This is a genomic window from Streptomyces sp. NPDC048436 (assembly GCF_043200355.1).
Classification (GTDB): domain Bacteria; phylum Actinomycetota; class Actinomycetes; order Streptomycetales; family Streptomycetaceae; genus Streptomyces.
The window spans coordinates 214,390-235,022 of the sequence record NZ_JBICXP010000002.1; the positions used below are offsets into that span (position 1 = coordinate 214,390).

General features: G+C 70.6%; 17 protein-coding genes. 11 read left to right on the plus strand and 6 right to left on the minus strand.

All coding sequences use genetic code 11. The annotated features are described in order from the left end of the window. Positions 1–29 precede the first annotated feature (29 nt). On the minus strand, positions 30–545 hold the full coding sequence (locus ACGFX9_RS07555) for a sigma-70 family RNA polymerase sigma factor (RefSeq protein ID WP_393466303.1): 516 nt from the start codon (positions 543–545) through the stop codon (positions 30–32). 74 nt (positions 546–619) lie between these two features. Next, the gene (locus tag ACGFX9_RS07560) at positions 620–1,789 is read right to left on the minus strand and encodes a glycerophosphodiester phosphodiesterase (protein ID WP_393466306.1); all 1,170 of its coding nucleotides are present in this window, start codon (positions 1,787–1,789) and stop codon (positions 620–622) included. A gap of 456 nt (positions 1,790–2,245) precedes the next feature. Between ACGFX9_RS07560 and ACGFX9_RS07565 the strand changes: the two genes are divergently transcribed. After that, positions 2,246–2,866: a lysophospholipid acyltransferase family protein gene (locus ACGFX9_RS07565; protein WP_393466309.1), complete on the plus strand. Its 621-nt coding sequence runs from the start codon at positions 2,246–2,248 to the stop codon at positions 2,864–2,866. Positions 2,867–3,015: 149 nt separating this feature from the next. On the opposite strand, the gene ACGFX9_RS07570 is transcribed toward ACGFX9_RS07565, so the two are convergent. The 4 genes from ACGFX9_RS07570 to argH form a co-directional block, all read right to left on the minus strand. Further along, the gene (locus tag ACGFX9_RS07570) at positions 3,016–4,554 is read right to left on the minus strand and encodes an MFS transporter (RefSeq protein ID WP_393466312.1); all 1,539 of its coding nucleotides are present in this window, start codon (positions 4,552–4,554) and stop codon (positions 3,016–3,018) included. Next, the gene (locus ACGFX9_RS07575) at positions 4,551–5,102 is read right to left on the minus strand and encodes a TetR/AcrR family transcriptional regulator (RefSeq protein WP_393466315.1); all 552 of its coding nucleotides are present in this window, start codon (positions 5,100–5,102) and stop codon (positions 4,551–4,553) included. The genes ACGFX9_RS07570 and ACGFX9_RS07575 overlap by 4 nt, the downstream gene beginning before the upstream one ends. A gap of 92 nt (positions 5,103–5,194) precedes the next feature. Then, positions 5,195–6,169, minus strand: a complete 975-nt coding sequence (locus ACGFX9_RS07580) for an aldo/keto reductase (RefSeq protein WP_393466318.1) — start codon at positions 6,167–6,169, stop codon at positions 5,195–5,197. Positions 6,170–6,256: 87 nt separating this feature from the next. Continuing rightward, on the minus strand, positions 6,257–7,687 hold the full coding sequence (gene argH / locus ACGFX9_RS07585; protein ID WP_393466321.1) for an argininosuccinate lyase: 1,431 nt from the start codon (positions 7,685–7,687) through the stop codon (positions 6,257–6,259). Positions 7,688–7,826: 139 nt separating this feature from the next. Between argH and ACGFX9_RS07590 the strand changes: the two genes are divergently transcribed. From ACGFX9_RS07590 to ACGFX9_RS07635, 10 genes are all read left to right on the plus strand, one after another. Continuing rightward, positions 7,827–8,414, plus strand: coding sequence for a pyridoxamine 5'-phosphate oxidase family protein (locus tag ACGFX9_RS07590; protein ID WP_393466324.1), 588 nt, complete (start codon positions 7,827–7,829; stop codon positions 8,412–8,414). 3 nt (positions 8,415–8,417) lie between these two features. After that, positions 8,418–9,131: a L,D-transpeptidase gene (locus ACGFX9_RS07595; RefSeq protein WP_393466327.1), complete on the plus strand. Its 714-nt coding sequence runs from the start codon at positions 8,418–8,420 to the stop codon at positions 9,129–9,131. A gap of 81 nt (positions 9,132–9,212) precedes the next feature. Beyond that, positions 9,213–14,210: a caspase family protein gene (locus ACGFX9_RS07600; RefSeq protein ID WP_393466329.1), complete on the plus strand. Its 4,998-nt coding sequence runs from the start codon at positions 9,213–9,215 to the stop codon at positions 14,208–14,210. Next, complete coding sequence (locus tag ACGFX9_RS07605) at positions 14,203–14,601, plus strand: hypothetical protein (RefSeq protein ID WP_393466332.1); 399 nt, start codon at positions 14,203–14,205, stop codon at positions 14,599–14,601. The genes ACGFX9_RS07600 and ACGFX9_RS07605 overlap by 8 nt, the downstream gene beginning before the upstream one ends. Continuing rightward, on the plus strand, positions 14,601–15,215 hold the full coding sequence (locus tag ACGFX9_RS07610; RefSeq protein ID WP_393466334.1) for a hypothetical protein: 615 nt from the start codon (positions 14,601–14,603) through the stop codon (positions 15,213–15,215). The genes ACGFX9_RS07605 and ACGFX9_RS07610 overlap by 1 nt, the downstream gene beginning before the upstream one ends. A gap of 128 nt (positions 15,216–15,343) precedes the next feature. Then, a complete protein-coding gene (locus ACGFX9_RS07615) occupies positions 15,344–16,315 on the plus strand; it encodes a bile acid:sodium symporter family protein (RefSeq protein ID WP_393466337.1) in 972 nt (323 codons plus the stop codon). A gap of 81 nt (positions 16,316–16,396) precedes the next feature. Beyond that, positions 16,397–17,116 carry a GntR family transcriptional regulator gene (locus ACGFX9_RS07620; RefSeq protein WP_393466339.1) on the plus strand — a complete coding sequence of 240 codons (720 nt, stop codon included), beginning with the start codon at positions 16,397–16,399 and terminating at the stop codon, positions 17,114–17,116. Further along, positions 17,113–18,117 carry an ADP-ribosylglycohydrolase family protein gene (locus ACGFX9_RS07625; RefSeq protein WP_393466342.1) on the plus strand — a complete coding sequence of 335 codons (1,005 nt, stop codon included), beginning with the start codon at positions 17,113–17,115 and terminating at the stop codon, positions 18,115–18,117. Before ACGFX9_RS07620 ends, ACGFX9_RS07625 begins: the two co-directional genes overlap by 4 nt. Before the next feature lie 49 nt (positions 18,118–18,166). Then, positions 18,167–19,633 (plus strand): purine-cytosine permease family protein, encoded by a 1,467-nt coding sequence (locus ACGFX9_RS07630; RefSeq protein ID WP_393466345.1) that lies wholly within the window; start codon positions 18,167–18,169, stop codon positions 19,631–19,633. Continuing rightward, a complete protein-coding gene (locus tag ACGFX9_RS07635; protein WP_393466348.1) occupies positions 19,630–20,604 on the plus strand; it encodes a PfkB family carbohydrate kinase in 975 nt (324 codons plus the stop codon). Before ACGFX9_RS07630 ends, ACGFX9_RS07635 begins: the two co-directional genes overlap by 4 nt. Positions 20,605–20,633 lie beyond the last annotated feature (29 nt).

Genomic DNA, 20,633 nt, shown 5'->3' on the forward strand with positions numbered 1-20,633 from the left:
GCCTCCCGCTCACCTGCTCCGCCGGTTGTCTAACGCTCCCTTCCCCGCGGGTCGGGAACTGCAACCTCCGCCGCGAGCATTCTGCGCAGGCATCCCAGGCATCGGGAACGTTCGGGCCCCAGGCTGCCCTGTGACATTCCCAACTGCCCTGCGATCTCGCGGTAGGTGAGGTCCTTGGGGGACAGGAGTGCCGCCATGAGTCCGGGGCAGCGGCCGGGCAGTCTGCGCACCGCCGCGTGCAGGGTGCGCTCGCGGTCGGCCCGCAGGGCGCGCTGTTCGGGGCCGTGTTCGGACGTGTCGGCGGGCTCGGTCGCGTACGCCACTTCACGTTCCGCCGTACGCCGGGTGCGGCGCGCCTCGGACGCGACGGCGGCCCGCAGCCACATGGCGGGGTCGGCGGGCGGGTCGGCGGCCTCCATCCGTTCGAGCAGGCGCAGCCAGACGGCCTGTTCGAGGTCGCCGGGGTCGGTGCCGGTGCCGAGTGCCGCGGCGGAGGCCTCGGCGGCGAGGAGGGGACGCAGTGCGGGGATGAGCTCGGTCGTCATGCAGGGCGGGACGCGACCGCTCCGGCAGGAGGTTGCCGGAGCGGCCGTCTGTCACCCCTACCGGGGCCGGGCGATCAGCCGTTGACGAAGTCCTCGCGGGCGAGCAGGGCGGTGTCGCTGTTGTCGGAGAAGATCCCGTCGATGCCCGTCTCGAAGTACGTCTTGAAGGCTCCGAAGGCGTCGCCGTAGGCGTTCGGGTCGGTGCCCTTCTTGAAGTTCGTGGGCAGGAAGGTGTTCTCGTTGCGCATCGTGTACGGGTGCAGGATCAGGTCCGCGTCGTGCGCGTCCTTGACCAGCGTGGTCGGGGTGCCGAGGCTGCCGTCCGGCTTCTTCGGGATGACCAGGTCGAGCGTGGGGCCGATGCCCTGCGCGAACGACGCCATCCACTGAAGGCCCTCGGGCTTGATGAGGTCGGCGACGGTGCGCGGGTCGCCCGCCTCGACGAAGTCCCAGGGGCGGGAGCTCGCGGTGGACAGGAGCACCACGAGCGGCGGGCCGACGAGCTTGTTCAGGCGCTGGAGACTGCTGGGCTCGAAGGACTGCAGGAAGTTGGGCGAGTTCTTCTTGTGCCGCCCGTACTTGCGCAGGAGCTTGGCGAGCGGCTCCTCCAGGCCGAGGCCCAGCTTGCGGAAGTACGTGGGGTGCTTGGTCTCGATGTGCAGCCAGATCCGGCTGCCGCGCTCACGGCCCTGCTTCTCGGCCCACTGGAAGACCTCCTCCAGGGTGGGCACGTCCCAGCGGCCGTCGTAGAGGGTGTTGCGCTGGCGGGTGCCCGGGATGCGCTCCTTGGCGCGCAGCGTCTTCAGCTCGGCGAGCGTGAAGTCCTCGGTGAACCAGCCGGTGAGCGAGGCGCCGTCCACGGACTTGGTGGTCTTGCGGGACGCGAACTCGGGGTGGGCCGCGACGTCCGTCGTCGCGGTGATGTCGTTCTCGTGACGGCATACGAGATGGCCGTCCTTGGTGGGCACGACGTCCTGCTCGATGACGTGCGCGCCCATGTCGAGGGCGAGCTGGTACGAACCGAGCGTGTGCTCGGGGCGGTAGCCGCTGGTGCCGCGGTGCGCGACGATCGTCGGCACGGGCAGGTCCTTGTAACCGCCGTGCCCGTGCTTGGCGTCGGCTCTCGCCACGCCGGGCAGTCCTACGACGGCTGTGCCCGCCCCGAGGACCGCCGCTCCCAGTACCGCGCGTCGCCCCGGCCGCTGCTCCCCCGGCCCCGAATGCCTCGACTTCTGCGTAGCCATTGAGCGCTCCTCCCGATGTGCTGCCTTGCACCTGACAAAGCGGCACGATCGTAGGTGGCCACGAGTGACGGATGGGAGACCCTGGACCGAACGGAAGGGTGATGACGGATGGCTACTGGTGTGCGGGACCGGCTCCGTTCGGTGGGCTCCGGACCCCGGCGCGGGGCCGTCTGACGCGGTGGCAGCGCGTGAGCACCGGGCGTGACAAGGACCACTAGGACGCGCACCACGCCGCACACAGGGATAACGTCGTCTCAGGGAGGGCGCCCCGAGGGCTGCGCCACGCTTCGGCGGGTCAACTCTGCGTATCGAGTGTGTGAACCCGATGTGCGATGGACGGGCACCCGCGAGTATCGTCCTCACCTGCACATACTCGTCGTTGACCCGTTGACACCGGAGGGCTCGTTGTCCCGTCTCGCGCTCATCAAGGCTGTGCTCGGACCGATCTTGCGTCTGATGTTCCGCCCTCGGGTGGAAGGCGCCGAGAACATTCCGGGCACCGGTCCGGTCATCATGGCCGGCAATCACCTCACGTTCATCGACTCGATGATCATGCCTCTCGTCTGCCCGCGTCCGGTGTACTTCATCGGCAAGGATGAGTACGTCACGGGCAAGGGGCTCAAGGGCCGCCTCATGGCCTGGTTCTTCACCGGCTCCGGCATGATCCCGGTGGACCGCGACGGCGGCCACGGCGGCGTCGCCGCGCTGATGACCGGGCGGCGCGTCCTGGAGGAGGGCAAGCTCTTCGGCATCTACCCCGAGGGCACCCGCTCCCCCGACGGCCGCCTCTACCGGGGCCGTACGGGCATCGCGCGGCTCACGCTGATGACCGGCGCGCCCGTGATCCCCTTCGCGATGATCGGCACGGACAAGCTCCAGCCGGGCGGCAAGGGTCTCCCCCGCCCGGGCCGCGTCACGGTGCGGTTCGGCGAGCCGATGGAGTTCTCGCGGTACGAGGGCATGGACCGCGACCGTTACGTACTGCGGGCGGTGACGGACTCCGTGATGACGGAGGTCATGCAGCTCTCCGGTCAGGAGTACGTGGACATGTACGCCACCAAGGCGAAGGCTGCCTGACGGCACGAGACGTACGAGGAGGGCCGTACCCCGCGGGGTACGGCCCTCCTTCGTTGTCAGCGCTGCCGGGGCGCGCCCTGAAGGGGCGCGGCGAACTGCGCGACAAGCCACGACGCACCCGCAGCAAAGCACCGCGAGCACCACGCCCCTTACGGGGCGCCGTCCTCCAGCTTTGAGCCCTTCAGGAGAAACCACGCCGCCACGGCGGTGACAAGCAGCACCGCCGCCCCCGCCCCCGCGGCCAGCCTCAGGCCGTCGACGAAGGCGTCCTGCGCCGAGGTCAGCAGAGCCTCGGACTGGTGGGCCGGGAGCACCCCCGACGATTCCACCGCGCCGCCCAGCGATTCGTGCGCGGCCGACGCCACCTCGGGCGGGGTGCCCGCGGGGGCCGTGAAGTCCCGGTAGACGCCCGTCACGATGGAGCCGAGCAGGGCGATGCCGAGTGCCGCGCCCAGTTCGTACGCCGTCTCGGAGACCGCGGACGCCGCGCCCGCCTGTTCCTTGGGCACGCTGGAGAGGATGACGTCGGCGGTCACCGTGAACGAGAAGCCCGCGCCGATGCCGACGACCAGGAGCGAGGCGCCGAGCAGCGGATAGCCGGTGCTCTGGCTCAGCGTGGTGAGCGCCGCCAGGGCGACACCCACCGCCGCGAGTCCGCCCGCGACCACCGCGCGCACGGAGAACCGCCGCGCGACCACGCCAGCGATCAGACCGGCCGCCACCGCGCCCACCGCGGCGGGCAGTTCCGCGAGGCCCGCCTCGAACGGCCGCCTCCCCTGGACCAGTTGCAGGAACTGGGAGAGGAAGAAGACCAGGCCCGAAAGGCCGAGGACGGTCAGCAGGTCGGCGAGCACCGCACCGGAGAACCCCCGGTTGCGGAACAACCGCATGTCCAGGAGCGGTGCCACCAGTGTGAGCTGGCGCCGCACGAACCAGGTGAGCGCCGCAACGCCGAGCACGGCGGCCAAGCCGATGTCCCAGCGGATGCCGTGCGCCGCCGCCTCCTTGATGGCGTACACGATCGCGATCATGCCGATGAGCGAGAGCACGACACTGATCAGGTCCCAGGGACCCGGCGCCGGATTCTTCGACTCCGGCAGGAGCTTGATCCCGACCAGGACCAGCACGGCCATCACCGGCAGGTTGATCAGGAAGACCGAGCCCCACCAGAAGTGTTCGAGCAGGAACCCACCGACGACCGGACCGACCGCGGCGCCGGCCGAGGCCATCGCACCCCAGATGCCGACCGCGAGGCTGCGCTCGCGCGGGTCGTGGAAGATGTTCCGGATCAGCGCGAGGGTGGACGGCATCAGCGTCGCACCCGCGACACCGAGCAGCGCCCGGGCCAGCATGAGGAGTTCGGGCGTGGTCGCGTAGGCGTTGAGCACCGAGACCCCGCCGAAGGCGACGGCGCCTATCAGCAGGAGTTTCTTGCGGCCGATGCGGTCGCCGAGGCTGCCCATGGAGACGAGCAGACCGGCGATGACGAACGAGTAGACGTCACCGATCCACAGCAGCTGCGTGCCGGTCGGTTTCAGGTCCTCGCTGATGTACGGCGTCGCGAGTCCGAGCACGGTCGCGTCGACGGCGACGAGGAGCACGGCGAGCACCAGCACGGCGAGTGCGAGCCAGCGGCCGGGGCTGCGCTCGACCTCCGTCGACGCGGTCCGCTGTTCGATGCTGGTCATGGTTCCACTCTCCGTTGTGCGCCGCCGATCAGCAGCTCGGCGATCATGTGTGTGAAGTCCTTGGCGGCCACCCGGCCGTCCAGTACGGCCCAGGCGCCCGCGCCGATGAGTCCGTACAGCGCCTCTGTGAGCCAGACGGGCGTCAGGTCGATGCGGAACTCGCCGCTCTCCTGGCCGCGCCGGAAGAGGGCGCCGATGGTGTCGTCGAGCCTGGCCCAGCCCGCGTGCTGCGCGTCGTCCTCGAAGAGCTGGTTCTCGGTGACGAGGAACGCGAGCAGCCCCGCGGCCGGCTCGAACTCCTTCACCAGACGGCGCAGCGCGTCCCGCGCGCTGTCCTCGTCGAGCCTGGCCGCCGCCAGCGCGGCCTCGCACTCCTGGATGCCGAGCTCTTCCAGGGCGCGTACGAGGGCGTCGCGCCCGGCGAAGTGACGGTGCAGCGTGGCCCGGCTGATCCCCGCCGCCCGGGCCACCTCGTCCATCGTGGCGGAGCCTTTGCGGGTGAGGAGGGCGGCGGCGCTGCGCAGCACCTGTTCACGATCGACTGACATGAGACAATCATAGACCTCATGAGACAATTTTGTCTCATGAGATACGCGCGCCACTCACACCCATGACTTCAGACGGGTCTCTCGCGGCCTTCTCAGTGCCAGGGCAGCTGCCCGCGCCGCTCCCAGTACGCGGCCGGCTCCTCGGCGAGCCCCGCGAGGCGCTCCAGCTGCTCCGCGTCGAGGTCGACGGCTGCCGCGTGCAAGTTCGATACGAGCTGGACCGAGGTGGCGGCGCCCGAGAGGGCCACGCCCGCCCACGGCTGCCGGAGCACCAGGGCGAGGGCCACCGCGTCGCTGCCGAATCCGGTCGCCGCGGCGATCTCCCGCAGGGCCGCGGGGGCGTGCGGGTCGGCGAGGCGGCCGTTGGCCATGGCCTCCTTGACCAGGACGGTGAGCCCCGCGTCGTGCGCCTCGGCGAGGGCGGGCCCCGCCGATGTCTCCAGGGCGTTGTACGTGGCCTGCACGGTACGGAAGAGGGGCTCGCCGTCGACGGTCACCGCGAGGGCGGCACGGATCGCGGCCGCCTGCTCCGGGCCGCTCACGGAGAGCCCGATGGTCACGCCCTCCGCGGCCAACCCGGCCAGTTCGGCGTGCAGTTCCTTGTCGGTGAGAGCGGGGCTCTGCGGGGTGACGGAGTGGATCTGGTAGAGATCGAGCCGTTCGCCGAGCAGTTCGGCGCTCTCCTCGCGCTGGCGGACGTACGCGGCGACGCTGTGGTCCTTCACCTCGTGCGGGCCCGCGGCGTCGGCGTTCCAGGCGGCCGTGTACGTATAGCCCCACTTGCTGCCGATGACGACGTCACGGATGTCGGGCCTCGCGTGCAGCCAGTCGGCGAGGAACTCCTCGGAGCGACCGTAGGAGCGCGCCACGTCGAAGTACCTGACACCCAAGGCGTAGGCGGCGTCGAGGAGTTCGTGGGTGCGCTCACGCAGGGCCTCCACGCTGCGTGAGGGCGGCAGGTCGGCGTCACGGCCGAGCGTGATGTAGCCGGGCCTGCCGACGGCGGCCAGGCCGAAGCCGATGTGGGCGGTGGGGGTGGTCGCTGCGGCCAGACGTGCGAAAGGCATCGCGGGCTCCGTTCGGTCGGCTCCTTGCGGAAGGCGACCAACGTAACCCGCGATGCCCACGTCAACGCGGCACGCGACGCTGCGGCGTCACTTACGCGCCGCGGCCCACTCCTGCTGGACCGTCAGATCGGCCTTGACCTCGGCGAGCTGGGCGGCGACGGCCGAGGGGGCGGTGCCGCCGCGGCCGTTGCGCGAGGCCAGGGCGCCGGGGACGTTCAGGACGGTGCGGACCTCGGGGGTGAGGTGCTGGGAGATCTTCGCGAACTGCTCGTCCGTGAGCTGGTCGAGCTCGATGCCGTGCGCCTCGCACTCCTTGACGCATTCGCCCGCGACCTCGTGCGCGACACGGAACGGCACGCCCTGCCTGACCAGCCACTCGGCGATGTCCGTGGCGAGGGAGAACCCGGCCGGGGCCAGCTCCTCCATGCGCTCGCGGTGCACGGTGAGCGTCGCCATCATGCCGGTGAACGCGGGGAGCAGGGTCTCCAGCTGGTCGCAGGAGTCGAAGACCGGCTCCTTGTCCTCCTGGAGGTCGCGGTTGTACGCGAGCGGAAGGGCCTTGAGCGTCGCCATGAGACCCGTCAGATTGCCGATGAGGCGACCCGACTTGCCGCGCGCCAGCTCGGCGATGTCCGGGTTCTTCTTCTGCGGCATGATCGACGAGCCGGTGGAGAACGCGTCGTGGAGGGTGACGAAGGAGAACTCCTTCGTGTTCCACAGGATGATCTCCTCGGCGATCCGGGAGAGGTTCACGCCGATCATCGCGGTGATGAAGGCGAACTCCGCCGCGAAGTCGCGGGACGCCGTCCCGTCGATGGAGTTGGCCGAAGAGCCGTGCTCGAAGCCGAGGTCCGCGGCGACGGCCTCCGGGTCCAGGCCGAGAGAGGAACCCGCGAGCGCGCCCGAGCCGTACGGCGAGACGGCCGTCCGCTCGTCCCACTGCCGCAGGCGCTCCGCGTCCCGGGAGAGGGACTGGACGTGCGCGAGGACGTGGTGCGCGAAGAGCACGGGCTGGGCGTGCTGGAGGTGCGTGCGCCCCGGCATGGCGACGTCCGGGTGCGCCTCGGCGAGGCCGACGAGCGCGCCCTGGAGGTCGGCGATCAGGCCGCCGATGATCCGGGCGTGGTCCCGCAGGTACATCCGGAAGAGCGTCGCCACCTGGTCGTTGCGGGAGCGGCCCGCGCGGAGCTTCCCGCCGAGGTCCGCGCCGAGGCGCTCAAGGAGGCCACGCTCCAGGGCGGTGTGGACGTCCTCGTCGGCGATGGTGCCCACGAAGGAGCCGTCGGCCACGTCGGCTTCGAGCTGGTCGAGACCGCCCAGCATGCGGGTCAGCTCGTCCTCGGTGAGCAGCCCCGCCTTGTGGAGCACGCGCGCGTGGGCGCGGGAACCGGCGATGTCGTACGGCGCGAGGCACCAGTCGAAGTGGACGGATGCCGACAGCTTGGCCAGAGCCTCCGCGGGGCCGTCCGCGAACCTGCCGCCCCAGAGCCGGACGTCACCGCCGTTGTTGCTGCTCACTTCACGTACTCCTTACCCTGCATTCGCCGTCATGCATGAGTATGCAGTGTCCCGTATGTTTCGTCAATTCAACCCGACCGCGAGTCGTTACGTGAAGTAATTAGACAGACGAAGGATCTCTGACGAATAATCCTTAGACATGGGAAAGACTTACGAACGCATAGACGGCAGACTCCGCACCTTCATCGAAGCTCAGCCCATGTTCTTCACCGCGACCGCGCCCCTCGCGGGCGACGGCACGGTCAACCTCTCCCCCAAGGGCCTCTCGGGTTCCTTCGCCGTCATCGACGACCTCACCGTCGCCTATCTGGACTTCGCGGGCAGCAACGCGGAGACAGTCGCGCACCTGCGCGAGAACGGCCGCATCACCCTGATGTGGTGCGCCTTCCAGGGTCCCCCGAACATCGTCCGGGTGCACGGCCGCGGCGAACCCGTCTTCCGCGACGACCCGCGCTGGGCGGAGCTGCTCGGGCACTTCCCTGACATCGACCCGACCCCGCACGGCCTACGCGCGATCATCGTCGTGTCGGCCGAACTCGTCCGCGACACCTGCGGATACGCGGTGCCCTTCATGTCGTACGACGAGGACCGCGACCTGCACAGCAAGCGCTTCGCGCGCGAGGACGACGAGTCACTGAGCGCCTACTTCGCCAAGAAGGAGTGGATCGCACAGAGCATCGACGGCCTGCCCGGGCTGCCGCTGCCCCTGCCTCCCAGTACGGTCTGAGCCATGCGCCCCCGTGCCGCCGCCCTCGCGTCCGCAGCCCTGCTCGCCCTCGCCACCGCCGGCACCCTAGGTGCCGCGCCCGGCGCGAACCCTCCGCTGCCGGACCGCATGGCCGACACGGGCGGCGGCAGCCAGCTCATCACCGCGCAGGCCGCGCGCACCAGTTCCACCACGGGCACCGTCACGTGGTGGGACCGGCGCGGCGGGCGGTGGGTGGAATCCGGCTCGGCGGCGGCGCGGTTCGGCGCGAAGGGCCTGGCCGAGGGCGCCACCCGCAAGCAGGGGACGAACACGACACCCACCGGCCTCTTCCGGCTGCCGTACGCCTTCGGCATCCGACCGAAGCCGTCCGGCGCTGACTACGCCTACCGCCGCGTGGCGAAGACCTCCTGGTGGTGCCAGGACAACGACTCCCGCTCCTACAACCGCTGGACCCAGCCCCGCCCCGCCGACTGCCGAGCCGCCGAGTCCGAGCACCTCATCACGTACGACCCCCAGTACGCGCACGCCCTGGTGATCGGCTTCAACTACGACCGCCCGGTGCGGGGGCGCGGCGCCGGAATCTTCCTGCACGTCAACGGGAGCGGTGCGACGGCGGGTTGCGTGTCGGTGCCCCAGGACGCGATGGCGCGGATCCTGCGGTGGGCCGAGCAGGGGCGGCGGCCGCACATGGCGATCGGGACGGACTCGGGGGGTACGGCGATTACGCGGTACTGACAAGGCTGTGCCACACGTCAACTCCGCGCGTGGGGTGGCTCTTGTGGTGCCATCATGTTCCTTCGGCCTGCGGGAGGAACGATGGGACACGTGCGCAAAGCGCTGCTGATCGGGATTGGGCACGCGCCGTCGGCGCTCGATTTCTTCGATTCCCTCGACGAAGTGGTCGACGCCGATCTCCGGCTCATGAACACGGCCCTCGATGCCGCCGGTTACGAGGTGGAAACTCTGCACAACGCGGGCCTCAGCCACATCAGAACCAAGATATTCGAGGTCGCCCGCGGTGTCCCTGCCGACGGCACCCTCCTGCTCTACTTCAGCGGACACGGCGTACGCGTCGACGGGACCGACTATCTCGTCCCTTTTGACGCCTGCCTGCCTAGCGACGGGGTCTGGCAGGAGCCGTATGTGGACTCACTGTTGCCCGCGAGCATCAGCTCATCCCTCAAGGCCTGCACGGCGGGCACGGTTCTCTGGGTGATCGACGCCTGTCGCACGGACCTACAGGGAGAGGGTGTCGCCTTCGGCAACGTCATCGACAACGGCCCCCCAAACGGCGGCTTCGCCGTGCTGACGGGCTGCTCGGCAGGGGAACGCAGCGGATACACCGGCGAGGGAAGCTTCTTCACCCGCGGCCTCGCCGACGCACTCGGTCCACTGACGTCGGCCCGGTCCGTCAAGGACGTCTTCGCGATGGCACGCGCCAAGACACAGCAGGCCGCACGGCGGCACGGCCAGACGCAGACCGCACGCATCCGCTACGGAACGAACGCGGAGACAGCGACCAGGGAAGCGGAGATCTGCGAGGGGCGCCCCCTGCTCGACGCCTGGCGGGACGCCGTCCGGGACACACCCCTGTGGCAGCGCGTCGAGGCGCGGGACAGGGACGACATCCCCCGCTTCCAGGAATGCCTCGGTATCTTCGTGGAACAGTGCGCCCGCACCCTTCATCTCGCCCAGGAGAGACTGCCGTACCCCGACCCCTGGGCCGACGACGCCTTTCCCGTACGCCTCTTGCGCGACTGGCTGCCCCGTCTGCTGCCCGAGGTGGAGTGCCTCTCGGCCGTGGAGGCGGCGGCACTGGCCGCGGCACCGTTCCTCCGCGAGGCGGCCTGGGCCGACCGGCTGAGCCAGGCGGCCGAGGTGGATCCATACGCGCTGGAGCGGCGTTCGGGGGCGGACGCGCATCGCAGGCACTACGAACAGATCGGCGACCAGAACGCCCGCGTGGCGAAAAAGCTCGCCGAGTGCCGCTCACGCGGGCGCACGGAGGACGCGGTGGCCGTCACCATGTGGCTGGTGCACCGCTGGATCGCCGACCGATTCGACACCGACGACGAAGCGGTGCCCGCCCCTCACGCCGACGCGCTCGCCGGCACGCTCCTGGACGGCCGGGGCACGGAGCAGGACCGGGTCGACGAACTGTCCGGGCTGCTTCGCGCGGCGGCCGCGAGCATCGGTCTGACGGAATCCCCCGACGAGCTGAAGACCCGCACGCCGGGCAAGGTCCTCCTGCCGAGCGGATACCAGACGCTGCGCATCCGCCCGCTGGCGTCCCTGCTCCGCCTCGCGGCCGCGCTCGCCGTGGACGTCCGCGTCTTCCCGGAGGTGGTGGCCGAACATCTCGCCGTCACGGACCCCGTCCTGCCGCAGGACGTCATAGGCATCGCCCATCGGATGAGCTGGGAAAGGGAAGGCAACACGCTCCACCTCGACGCGCCCTGCCCCCATCAGGCGGTGCACGCGGCACTCACGGAGATCGCCGAACAGGCTGATCAACTCGCCCAGCAGGTCGCGGCTTCGGCCACCGGCCTGCCGGTCAAGGAGGCCGGCCTGCTCGGCGCGGCACCCATCCGGGTGACCAACCGGGATCTCCGCCCCCGGAAGGTGGGTGGACAGGATTCCTACGAAATCCCCCTGCTCCGCTTCCATCTGGCGCAGACCGAAGTGCGAGAGCTGCTGATGGGCGAGCAACTGTACGGCGGCGAACCGCAGTTGGCGCTCCGTGAGCTCTATCAGAACGCCATGGACGCCTGCCGGTACCGCGCGATGCGGTGGGCGTACCTGAACAGCAGCGGTGCGAGGCCCGTCGGCTGGTCGGGACAGATAGCCATCGAGCAGGGCGAGGACTCCCGCGGGCGGTACATCGAGTGCCGCGACAACGGCGTGGGCATGAGCGAGGAACAGCTCAAGTACACCTTCACGCGCGCGGGCAGCCGATTCGAGCAGTCCAAGGCCTTCCGCCGGGAGCAGTCCCGCTGGCTGCGGCACGATCCGTCATTGCGGCTCTACCCCAACAGCCGTTTCGGCATCGGGGTGTTCAGCTACTTCATGCTCGCCGACGAGATGACCATCGTGACGCGGCAGGTGAGCCCCGACGGCATCCCCGCGGAGCGCGCCTTCCGGGTCGACATCCCGAGCAGTGGCAGCCTGTTCCGTCTGCAACGGCACGACGGCAAGGACGACGGGCTGCCCGAAGGCGGTACGCGGGTCCGCCTGTATCTGCGGGACGGAGTCATGACGGACGGCGCGTCCTCATGCGTCAACGTCCTGCGCGAGCAGGTCAGGGTCAGCGAGTTCAGCCTGGAGGTACGGGACGCCACGGGGTACGCGCACGACTGGGAGCCCGGGGTGCTTCAGTCCGCTCCGGGGAGCAAGGTCGTGGAACGGCTGGAATCGATACCGGGCGTGCTGTGGTGGGTGGACGGTCCGGGTTCCGTGCTGTGCGACGGCATCATCACGGACGAGGCGCCTTTCGGCTATGTACTGAACCTGACCGGGCCGCACGCCGGACAGCTCAGTGTCAGCCGCAAGGAGCTGCAGGAGTACGACCTGGAGTGGGCACAGGAGAACTGGCGCAAGGGGGCCAAGTCGCTGGCCTCGTGGTCCGGTCTCGCCATGGAGTGGCTGTGGGAGCTGGAGCGCCGTAACTGCGCCGTCGCCCGGGTGCTCTGGGACGAGTGGCGCGGCAAGGGCGTCACCGCGGCGCGGGGCAGGCAGGGCGAGCGCCACTGCCTCGACACCCAAGGGTGGTTCCACCGGGACGAAGCGCTCGTCTCGTCTCCGAGCCCGGTCCCCTTCGAGCACAGCATGGGGGCCACATCCAGTGTCGAGCGCACCAATCCTTGGCGGGCCGTCGCTCTGAAGCTCCCGCCCGGCGAGTTCCCTCTCGCCTCCCCCGCCGACCTGGTGGGCCATCCCGTACCGGAACCGGGAGACGCCGATGTCGCCGACCACGTCGACGACGACTGGCAGAGCGTGGTGCACCATGCCGTGGAACATGGGATGACCATGGCCGACATCATGCGACGGAAACGACGGCTGCGTGTCGTCCATCCGCGCGAAGCCCCGCGCGCCGCCTCGTCCGAGGATCTCGAATGGATCCCCGAGAGACTCGACGGTCTGCTGGCCGAGGCGCTGTCGGGTCCCATGTACCAAGGCCGGACCGTAAGGGCGGTGGGGGCCGGGGACATCACTGACCACCGCGCCAGCCTGGTCCTGGCCTCCCATCAACTGTCCCTGCCCCTGGGGAGCCTTGCCCGGCGCTATTCGAGGCTCACACCACTGCACGGCTCCCCTGCCTCGCGCGTCCCCTCACATCACGAGCACTACGTATGCACCGAAGAGGACATCGAGCACCTCTTCGCAAAGTCCAACACCCCCTACGAGCTGCTCCTGCGACGCGTCACGGTGCCGCAGGACGTACGAAGGGTCAGCGAGAAGACCGGAACTCCACCGGCGGAGCTGCTGAGCAGGCTGTCGCGCTTCGACTGGCTCGGCTGGACACCTCCCGGCGTCAGGGAAGTCGCCCCATGGATGGAACTGGATGACGACCTGTACCGCACCCTCAACAGGTTCACCCGTCCCGGGCCCGACGGGCGTCAGGAGGTGGGCTGGGCCGCCACCGTGGCCATGGCCACCATCTGGCAGACGCCCCTTGAGGACGCCGAGGAACGGCTCACCGCCACAACTGCCCGGCTGGGCCTGATCCATGAACGCCATTACGCGGACGGCGCCGATGGCGGCGGTCTCGTGCCGTCGAGCCATACGGGCGCCATCGTGCACAGCCTCCATACGCTCGACCGACGGCTGGAGGACGTCATCAGCCTCGACACGCTGGCGCGCGCGGCCAAGGCGGCACCGAGCAACACCGATCTCCAGGCAGCCGTCGACGAACTCCGCACGGCCGGGGTCGCCGTTCCCGCAGGCATCGACGTCATCACCGCGTGGCCGGAGCTGCCGCTGCCCGCCCGGTTCGCCCTGTCCGGCAAGGAGGCCACCAACGGCAACGAGGACTACCCGGCGTCCGAAATCACCACCGCCGGTCTCTTCTATGCCGCCGAGCGCCTCCGCGAGTCACTGCGTGGGGCGTGGGGCCATGCCGAGCAGCACGCCGAGGGCCTTGGACTGACCGTCCCCCGGCTCCCCGAGGATCTGGCCCCCTTCCGTCCCACGCCGCAGGACACCCAAGCCCTGACGCGTCAGCCTCAAATCTCCGGCCACGCCCGTGGAGTGCTCTCCACCGCCGTCTGGAAGCCCCTGGTCCCTCGCGCCCTCGCCGCCTACGCCCGGAAGCTGCGGATCGGCACAGCCGCGGCGTACACCCGTCTCGCGACCCTGCGCCCCCTTGGCGCCATCGTCCCCGAACTCTCACCACAAGCTCTTGACGCCCTGCCGGACTCGGTCCCGACCGAACAGGATCTCGTTGCCCTGTCCTTCCAGAACTGGCTTCCCCACGAGGGCGCTCCGCTGACCACTCTCGGCATCGTCAGCATCGGCGCGCGGCTCGGCGAGAGCATCCCGGACTCGCTCCGGAGAATCACGCCCTACCTGCCCTTGATGCCTGACCCGCCCCGCCTGCCGGACCCACCCCCACTCATCCCCCTCTGGCAGGACCTGGCTGTCCTCACCGAGGGCCTGAACGGACTGCAGCCCTCGGTCAAGGGCCGGGTGTCGCCCGAGCACATCGCTCGCGCCGCCCACGCGACCGGGGAGTCCGAGAGCTGGGTGGCGGACCGTCTGAGCCTGTATGCCGCACTGTTCGATCTACGCTTCGACGGGTTGACCAAGAATGACTGAACCGACCTCCGCCGCCCATGACTTCCAGTCCGAGTACCTCGAACAGCACGTCGGCGAAGCGCCCACCCCCTTCACCTGGCGCGCCTCGGGCGACGGCCAAGGCGTCGTACTCGAAGGCAGCTGCCCCCGCTGCCGGGGCAGGACGGCCAGCGAATACCGGCGGGGCCTGCCCGGCACCGGAACCAAGGGGCTCCGGGACTGGCTGCGGGGCACGCCCGCACCGTCGCCCGCCGCCGACGCGGCGGCCCTGACCCGGGAGCGACACTTCTGCGAGTGTCGGCATCCCCACCCCCATATGCCCCCGGACGCCGCCTTCGTGGGGTGCGGCGCCAGCTGGCACGTGCCCGCGGTGCTGCCGGGCGACGCCGACGAGCCCTCGGTGAGCGCCTGATGAGTGATCAGTCCGACCGCCGGTGGGCCGTACTCGCCCGCGAGCTCGAGTTCACCCAGCTCACCGAGTTGAGGCGGCAGGCCGAGGGCTGGCGTACCGGGCTCACGGGTCTCACCGCGCTACTCGCGATCCTCGCCGTCCTCAAGGGCCGCGACGATCTCACGCAACTCCCCGAGGCCGCCCGGTACTGGGCGACGACTCTGATCGCCGCGGCGTTCCTCCTGCTCGTGGCCGGCTCCGTCCTGGCGGTGCGCGCCGCCCACGGCCGCCCCGGAGACCGGATCCAGCAGGCCGGACAGGCCCTGCGCGAATGGACCGAGCAGGAAGTCGTCCGGGTCACGCAGTCCCTCCGGTACGCCTCGCTGTGCTGCCTGAGCGGAGTCCTGCTGGTGGCCGTGGCGGTCGGCATCTCGTGGACCACCACTGCTTCGCCCGATGATCACCTCGTCCAGGTCGGCACGACGACGGGCGGGCTGTGCGGGAAGTTCGTCCGCGCGGGCGGCGGCGGGGTCGTCGTCCGGGTGGACGACGGGGACGGTGCGCGGAACGTCACGCTGCCCGTCCAGACGGTGGATTCAGTCACCCCTGTGAACACCTGCGGCGCATCGGGCTGACCCCGGCCGGCTCTGGCCGACTCCGACTGCCCCCGGCCGACTGCGACTGACGTCCCGGTCCATACCTGTAGCGACCACATATCGAGACAGGCTTGCGTCCACGCGGCGCGGCGGCGTTGCATCGCCGGGTGCAAACCGAACAGACGATCCCCAGCTCAACGGAGAGTGGCGACAAGGCCGCCCGCCTCGCCGTCACGGTCTTCCCCGTCCTCGTGCTCGCCGCCGGCGCCCTCGGCCTGCTGGCGCCGGACGCCTTCAAGGACTGGGGCACGAACGTCCCGTACCTCCTGGGTGTCGTGATGTTCTGCATGGGGCTCACGATGACGCCGCTCGACTTCCAGGGTGTCGTCAAGCGGCCCTGGGCCGTCGCGCTCGGCCTGGTCGCGCACTACGTGATCATGCCGGGGCTCGGCTGGCTGATCGCCCACGCGCTGGGGCTCTCGCCGCAGTTGGCGGCGGGCGTGATTCTGGTCGGCTGCGCGCCGAGCGGTACCGCGTCGAACGTGGTGACCTATCTGGCGCGCGGCGATGTGGCGCTCTCCGTCTCCGTCGCCACCGTCTCGACCGTGCTGGCGCCGCTCATCACGCCGCCGCTGACCCTGCTCCTCGCGGGCGAGTACCTGCCCGTGGACGCGGGCTCGATGGTCACGGACATCCTCAAGACCGTGCTGCTGCCGGTCATCGCCGGTCTCGTCGTACGCCTGCTGTTCGACCGCTACATCGGGCGTGTGCTCAGCGCGCTGCCGTGGCTCTCGGCCCTGACCATCGCCGTCATCGTGGCCATCGTGGTCGCGGGCAGCGCGGCGGCCATCAAGTCGGCCGCCCTGCTGGTGTTCGTCGCCGTCGTCCTGCACAACGGCCTCGGCCTCGCCCTCGGCTACGGCGCGGGCAAGCTGGCGCGGCTCGGCCCGCCCGCCTCGCGCGCCATGGCGTTCGAGGTCGGCATGCAGAACTCGGGGCTCGCGGCCTCGCTCGCCACCGCGCACTTCAGCCCGCTGGCCGCGCTGCCCGCCGCGGTGTTCTCCGTGTGGCACAACGTGTCGGGCGCGCTGGTCGCCGCCTGGATGTCACACCGGGCGCGGCGGTCCGAGAAGGTCTGACGCGCCTCCCGGACAAGAATCTTCCGGCGAAACGTCGGCCGACCGTAGACGGGAGGGATCAGCTCCGCTTACCTTCTAGACATGCCTGGACAGGTTCATAAACATCATCGCGTCGCGCACGTGCTCGCCGACGAGATCCGCGCGGGGGTGCACGCAGACGGCAGCCGCCTCCCCGGCGAGCACGCGCTGCGGGAGCGGTTCGGGGTCAGTCGCACCACCGTGCGGCAGGCGCTCAGCGCACTCGGCGAGCAGGGGCTCATCGAGACGCACGCGGGCATCGGCTCGATCGTCACGTTCGACGGGACCCCACTCGACCAGCAGCTCGGCTGGACCCGGGCACTCGCCGACCAGGGCACCGAGCTCTCCACGGACACCCTCCGCTTCGAGCGGATCAGCGACCCGGAGCTCGCCGCCGAGCTGGGTCTGGAGGAAGCCCGCTTCATCGCCCTCGACCGCGTCAGGCGACTGCCCGACGGCGACGGTATCTCCCTGGAGCGCAGCCGCGTCCCCGCCGTGCCCGCCCTCGCCGACCTGCCCGAGCGCGGCCTCGAAGGCGGCTCCCTGAACCGCACGCTGCTCGCGGCGGGCCACATCGCCGCGTCGAGCGACGCCCGCATCGCGGTGTCCGGCCTCGGCGAGAAGGACGCGGGGCTGCTCCACCGCGCGCCCGGTGAGCCGTTCATCCGACTCGCCCAGGTCTTCCGCGACGCCGATGGGGAGGTGGTGGAGCAGGTCACCAGCCTGCTCGACCCGTCCCGGTTCCAACTGCACGTACGCACCGGCCGAGGAGGCCACTCGTGACCGCAGCACCCCCAGACCTTCTCGACCGCGCGCTCGGCGCCTTCTATGGACTCGCCCTCGGCGACGCCCTGGGCATGCCGACCCAGGTCATGTCCCGCGAGGACGTCGTACGCGTCTACGGCACCCTCACCGGATTCGAACCAGCGAGGGACGACAACCCGGTGAGCGCGGGCATGCCGGCGGGCTCCGTGACCGACGACACCGACCAGGCGGTCATCGTGGCGCGGCTGCTCGTGGAGGGCGGCGGGCACGTCGACCCCCTGCGGTTCGCCGACGAACTCCTGTCCTGGGAGCGGGAGATGAAGTCCAAGGGCTCCTTCGACCTGCTCGGCCCGTCCACCAAGGCCGCCCTGGACGCCGTCGCGGGCGGCACCGACCCCAAGGAGGCGGGCAGGTACGGCACCACCAATGGCGCCGCGATGCGCGTCACCCCGGTCGGCATCGCCTTCGCCGCCGATCCGCTGCCCGACTTCCTCGACCGGGTCGTGGAGTCCTGCCAGGTCACCCATGACACGAACATCGGCATCGCGGGCGCGGCGGCCGTCGCGGCGGCGGTGAGCACGGGCGTCGCCGGCGGGTCGCTCGACGAGGCCTTCGAGGCCGCGATCGCCGCCGCCGAGGCCGGTGCCCGGCGCGGAAACTGGGTCGCGGGCGCCGACATCGCGGCCCGTATCGCCTGGGCCCGCTCGCTGGTGAACGGCCTGGACGAGGCCGCCGCCCTCGACCGTGTCGTCGCCCTCATCGGCACCAGCGTCGCCAGCCAGGAGTCGGTACCCGCCGCCTTCGCGGTGCTCGCACTGACCGGCGGCGACCCCTGGCGCAGCGCGCTCCTCGCCGCGAATCTCGGCGGCGACAGCGACACGATCGGCGCGATCGCGGGTGCGGTCGCCGGATCGCTGCGCGGGCTCTCCGGGCTGCCCGCCGACGCCGTACGCACCCTTCGCACGGTCAACGACCTCGAACTGGAGTCACTGACGGCCCAGTTGCTCACCCACCGCTGAGGCTCACTCCCCTGTCCCCGCCCCACGTATCGCGCAAGGAGGTTCCGTCATGGCCGCTTCGACGAAGAACGATCAGGTCGGCACCGTAGAGACCCGGGGGATCGAGCCGGTCCCCGACAGTGAGCGTCATGGCCACGCGAGCCAGATGTTCTGGACCTGGTTCGCCGCCAACATCTCGATCCTCGGGCTGCCGCTCGGCGCGACGCTCGTCGCCTTCCGCGGGCTGAACATCTGGCAGGCAGCCCTGGTCGCGATCGTCGGCTCGTTCGGATCGTTCGCCCTGGTGGGAGCGTTGAGCCTGGCGGGCAAGAAGGGTGGGGCGCCCGCGCTGACGCTCTCCCGCGCGGTGTTCGGGCAGCGCGGGAACGCGGGTCCGACCCTGGTCTCCTGGCTGAGCCGGATCGGCTGGGAGACGATCACGACGACCACGGCGGCGTACGCGCTCCTCGCCCTGCTCGGGGTGGCTTTCGACGTCCACCGGAACTCCTTCCTGACCGTGCTCTGTCTGCTGGTCTTCATCGCCTGCACGCTGCTGATCAGCGGCCTCGGTCACGCCACGATCATGTGGATCAACAAGTGGGCGACGGTCCTCTTCGGCGTGCTGAACCTGATCGTGATGGGCTTCCTCGTCGCGACCGTCGACTGGTCGAAGGTGCTCGCGAGCCCCGCGGGACCGACCAGTGGCGTCATCGCGGGCATCGGCTTCATCGCCGCGGGCACGGGCATCGGCTGGGCCAACGCCGGTGCGGACTACGCCCGTTACCTCCCTCGTACGGTCCCGGGGCGCCGCCTGGTCGCCGCCTCCGCGTTCGGCGCGGGCATCCCGCTCGTGGTGCTCATCTCGCTGGGCTCGCTGCTCACCGCGGGCGACCCGTCGCTCGCGACCTCCTCCGACCCGGTCTCCGCGATCAACGCGATGCTGCCGTCCTGGATGGCGGTCCCGTACCTGATCGCGGCCTTCGGCGGCCTGCTGATGTCCAACCACCTGTCGACGTACTCGGCGGGCCTCACCATGATCACGCTGGGGCTGCGGGTGCCGGGGGCCTGGGCCGTGGTGATCGACATCGTGCTGATGTTCCTCGGCGGCATCTACTTCATGCTGATCGCCGACGACTTCTACGGACCGTTCTCCACCTTCCTGACCCTCCTCGCGGTGCCCATCTCCGCCTGGATCGGGGTGATCGCGGTCGACATGCTGCGGGGCCGCGACTACGACCCGGACGGCCTGATGGACACCTCGCGGTCCAGTCGATACTGGTACACCGGCGGCTTCCGGCTGCCCGCCGTACTCGCCTGGGTGGCGGCGATCGTCTCGGGGCTCCTGTTCACGACCGCCGGTACGGGCGCGGACGACGTGTGGTTCTCCGGACCGCTCGCCGACTCCTGGCCGGGCGTCAACGGTCTGGGCTGGGCGGTCTCGACAGGAGTGGGCGCGGCGGTGTACGCCGTCTTCGGCGGACGCGGCCCGGCCACAACTGCCGCTCTCTCCCCCGCGCTTGAGGAGCCCGTCCGATGAGCGTCCCCTCCCCCGCCCCGCGCCTCGTCCTGGCGGGGAACGTCATCGCCGACCTCGTCATCGAGATCCCCGCGCTGCCCGAAAGGGGCGGCGACGTGATCGGCTCCCGTACGGAGTTGTACGCGGGCGGCGGCTTCAACGCCCTGACGGCCGCACGACGTCTGGGGGCCGACGCGGTGTACGCGGGGCTGCACGGGACCGGCCCGTACGGCGACCTCGTCCGCCGCTCCCTCGCCGACGAGGGCGTCGGGACGTTGCTTCCGGTGCGCACGGACGGGGACACCGGCTTCTGTGTCGCGCTGGTGGACGCCGGTGGCGAGCGTACGTTCGTGACCAGCTTCGGCGTCGACGCGCGGATGACGGCGGCGGAGACGGCGGCCGTCGCGGACGCGCTGCGGCCCGGCGACACGGTGCAACTCTCCGGGTACAGCCTCGTGATGGAGATCAACGGCCCCCTCCTGTCGGCCTTCGCCGCCGCACTGCCGCCGGACGTACGGGTCTGCTTCGACCCGGCGCCGCTGGTCGCCGACATCCCTGCCGCCGTTCTCGATCCGGTCCTTGCCCGGACCGACTGGCTGAGCTGCAACGCACGCGAGGGCGCGCTGATGTCGGGGCTCTCGGACCCGCGAGAAGCCGCCGCCGCTCTGCGCGGGCGACTCGCGCCGGGAGCCGGGGTTCTTGTGAGGGCCGACAAGGACGGGTGCTGGCTTGCCGCCCCTGGCGTGGACGCCGTGGCGCATGTGCCCGGCTTCGCCGTCGACGCGGTGGACAGCAATGGGGCCGGGGACGCCCATGTGGGGGCGTTCCTCGCCCTGTTGGGGCGTGGGCTCGAACCGCAGACGGCGGCGCGTGGGGCGAACGCGGCAGCGGCCCTCGCGGTGACCCGGCGGGGACCCGCCACCGCGCCGGGCCAGGACGAGCTCGTGGAGTTCCTCCGTGGCGATCCGCTCGCCGCCCGCCTGACCAGGTAAGTCCCGTTCTCCGCAAGGGCCTTCGGGCT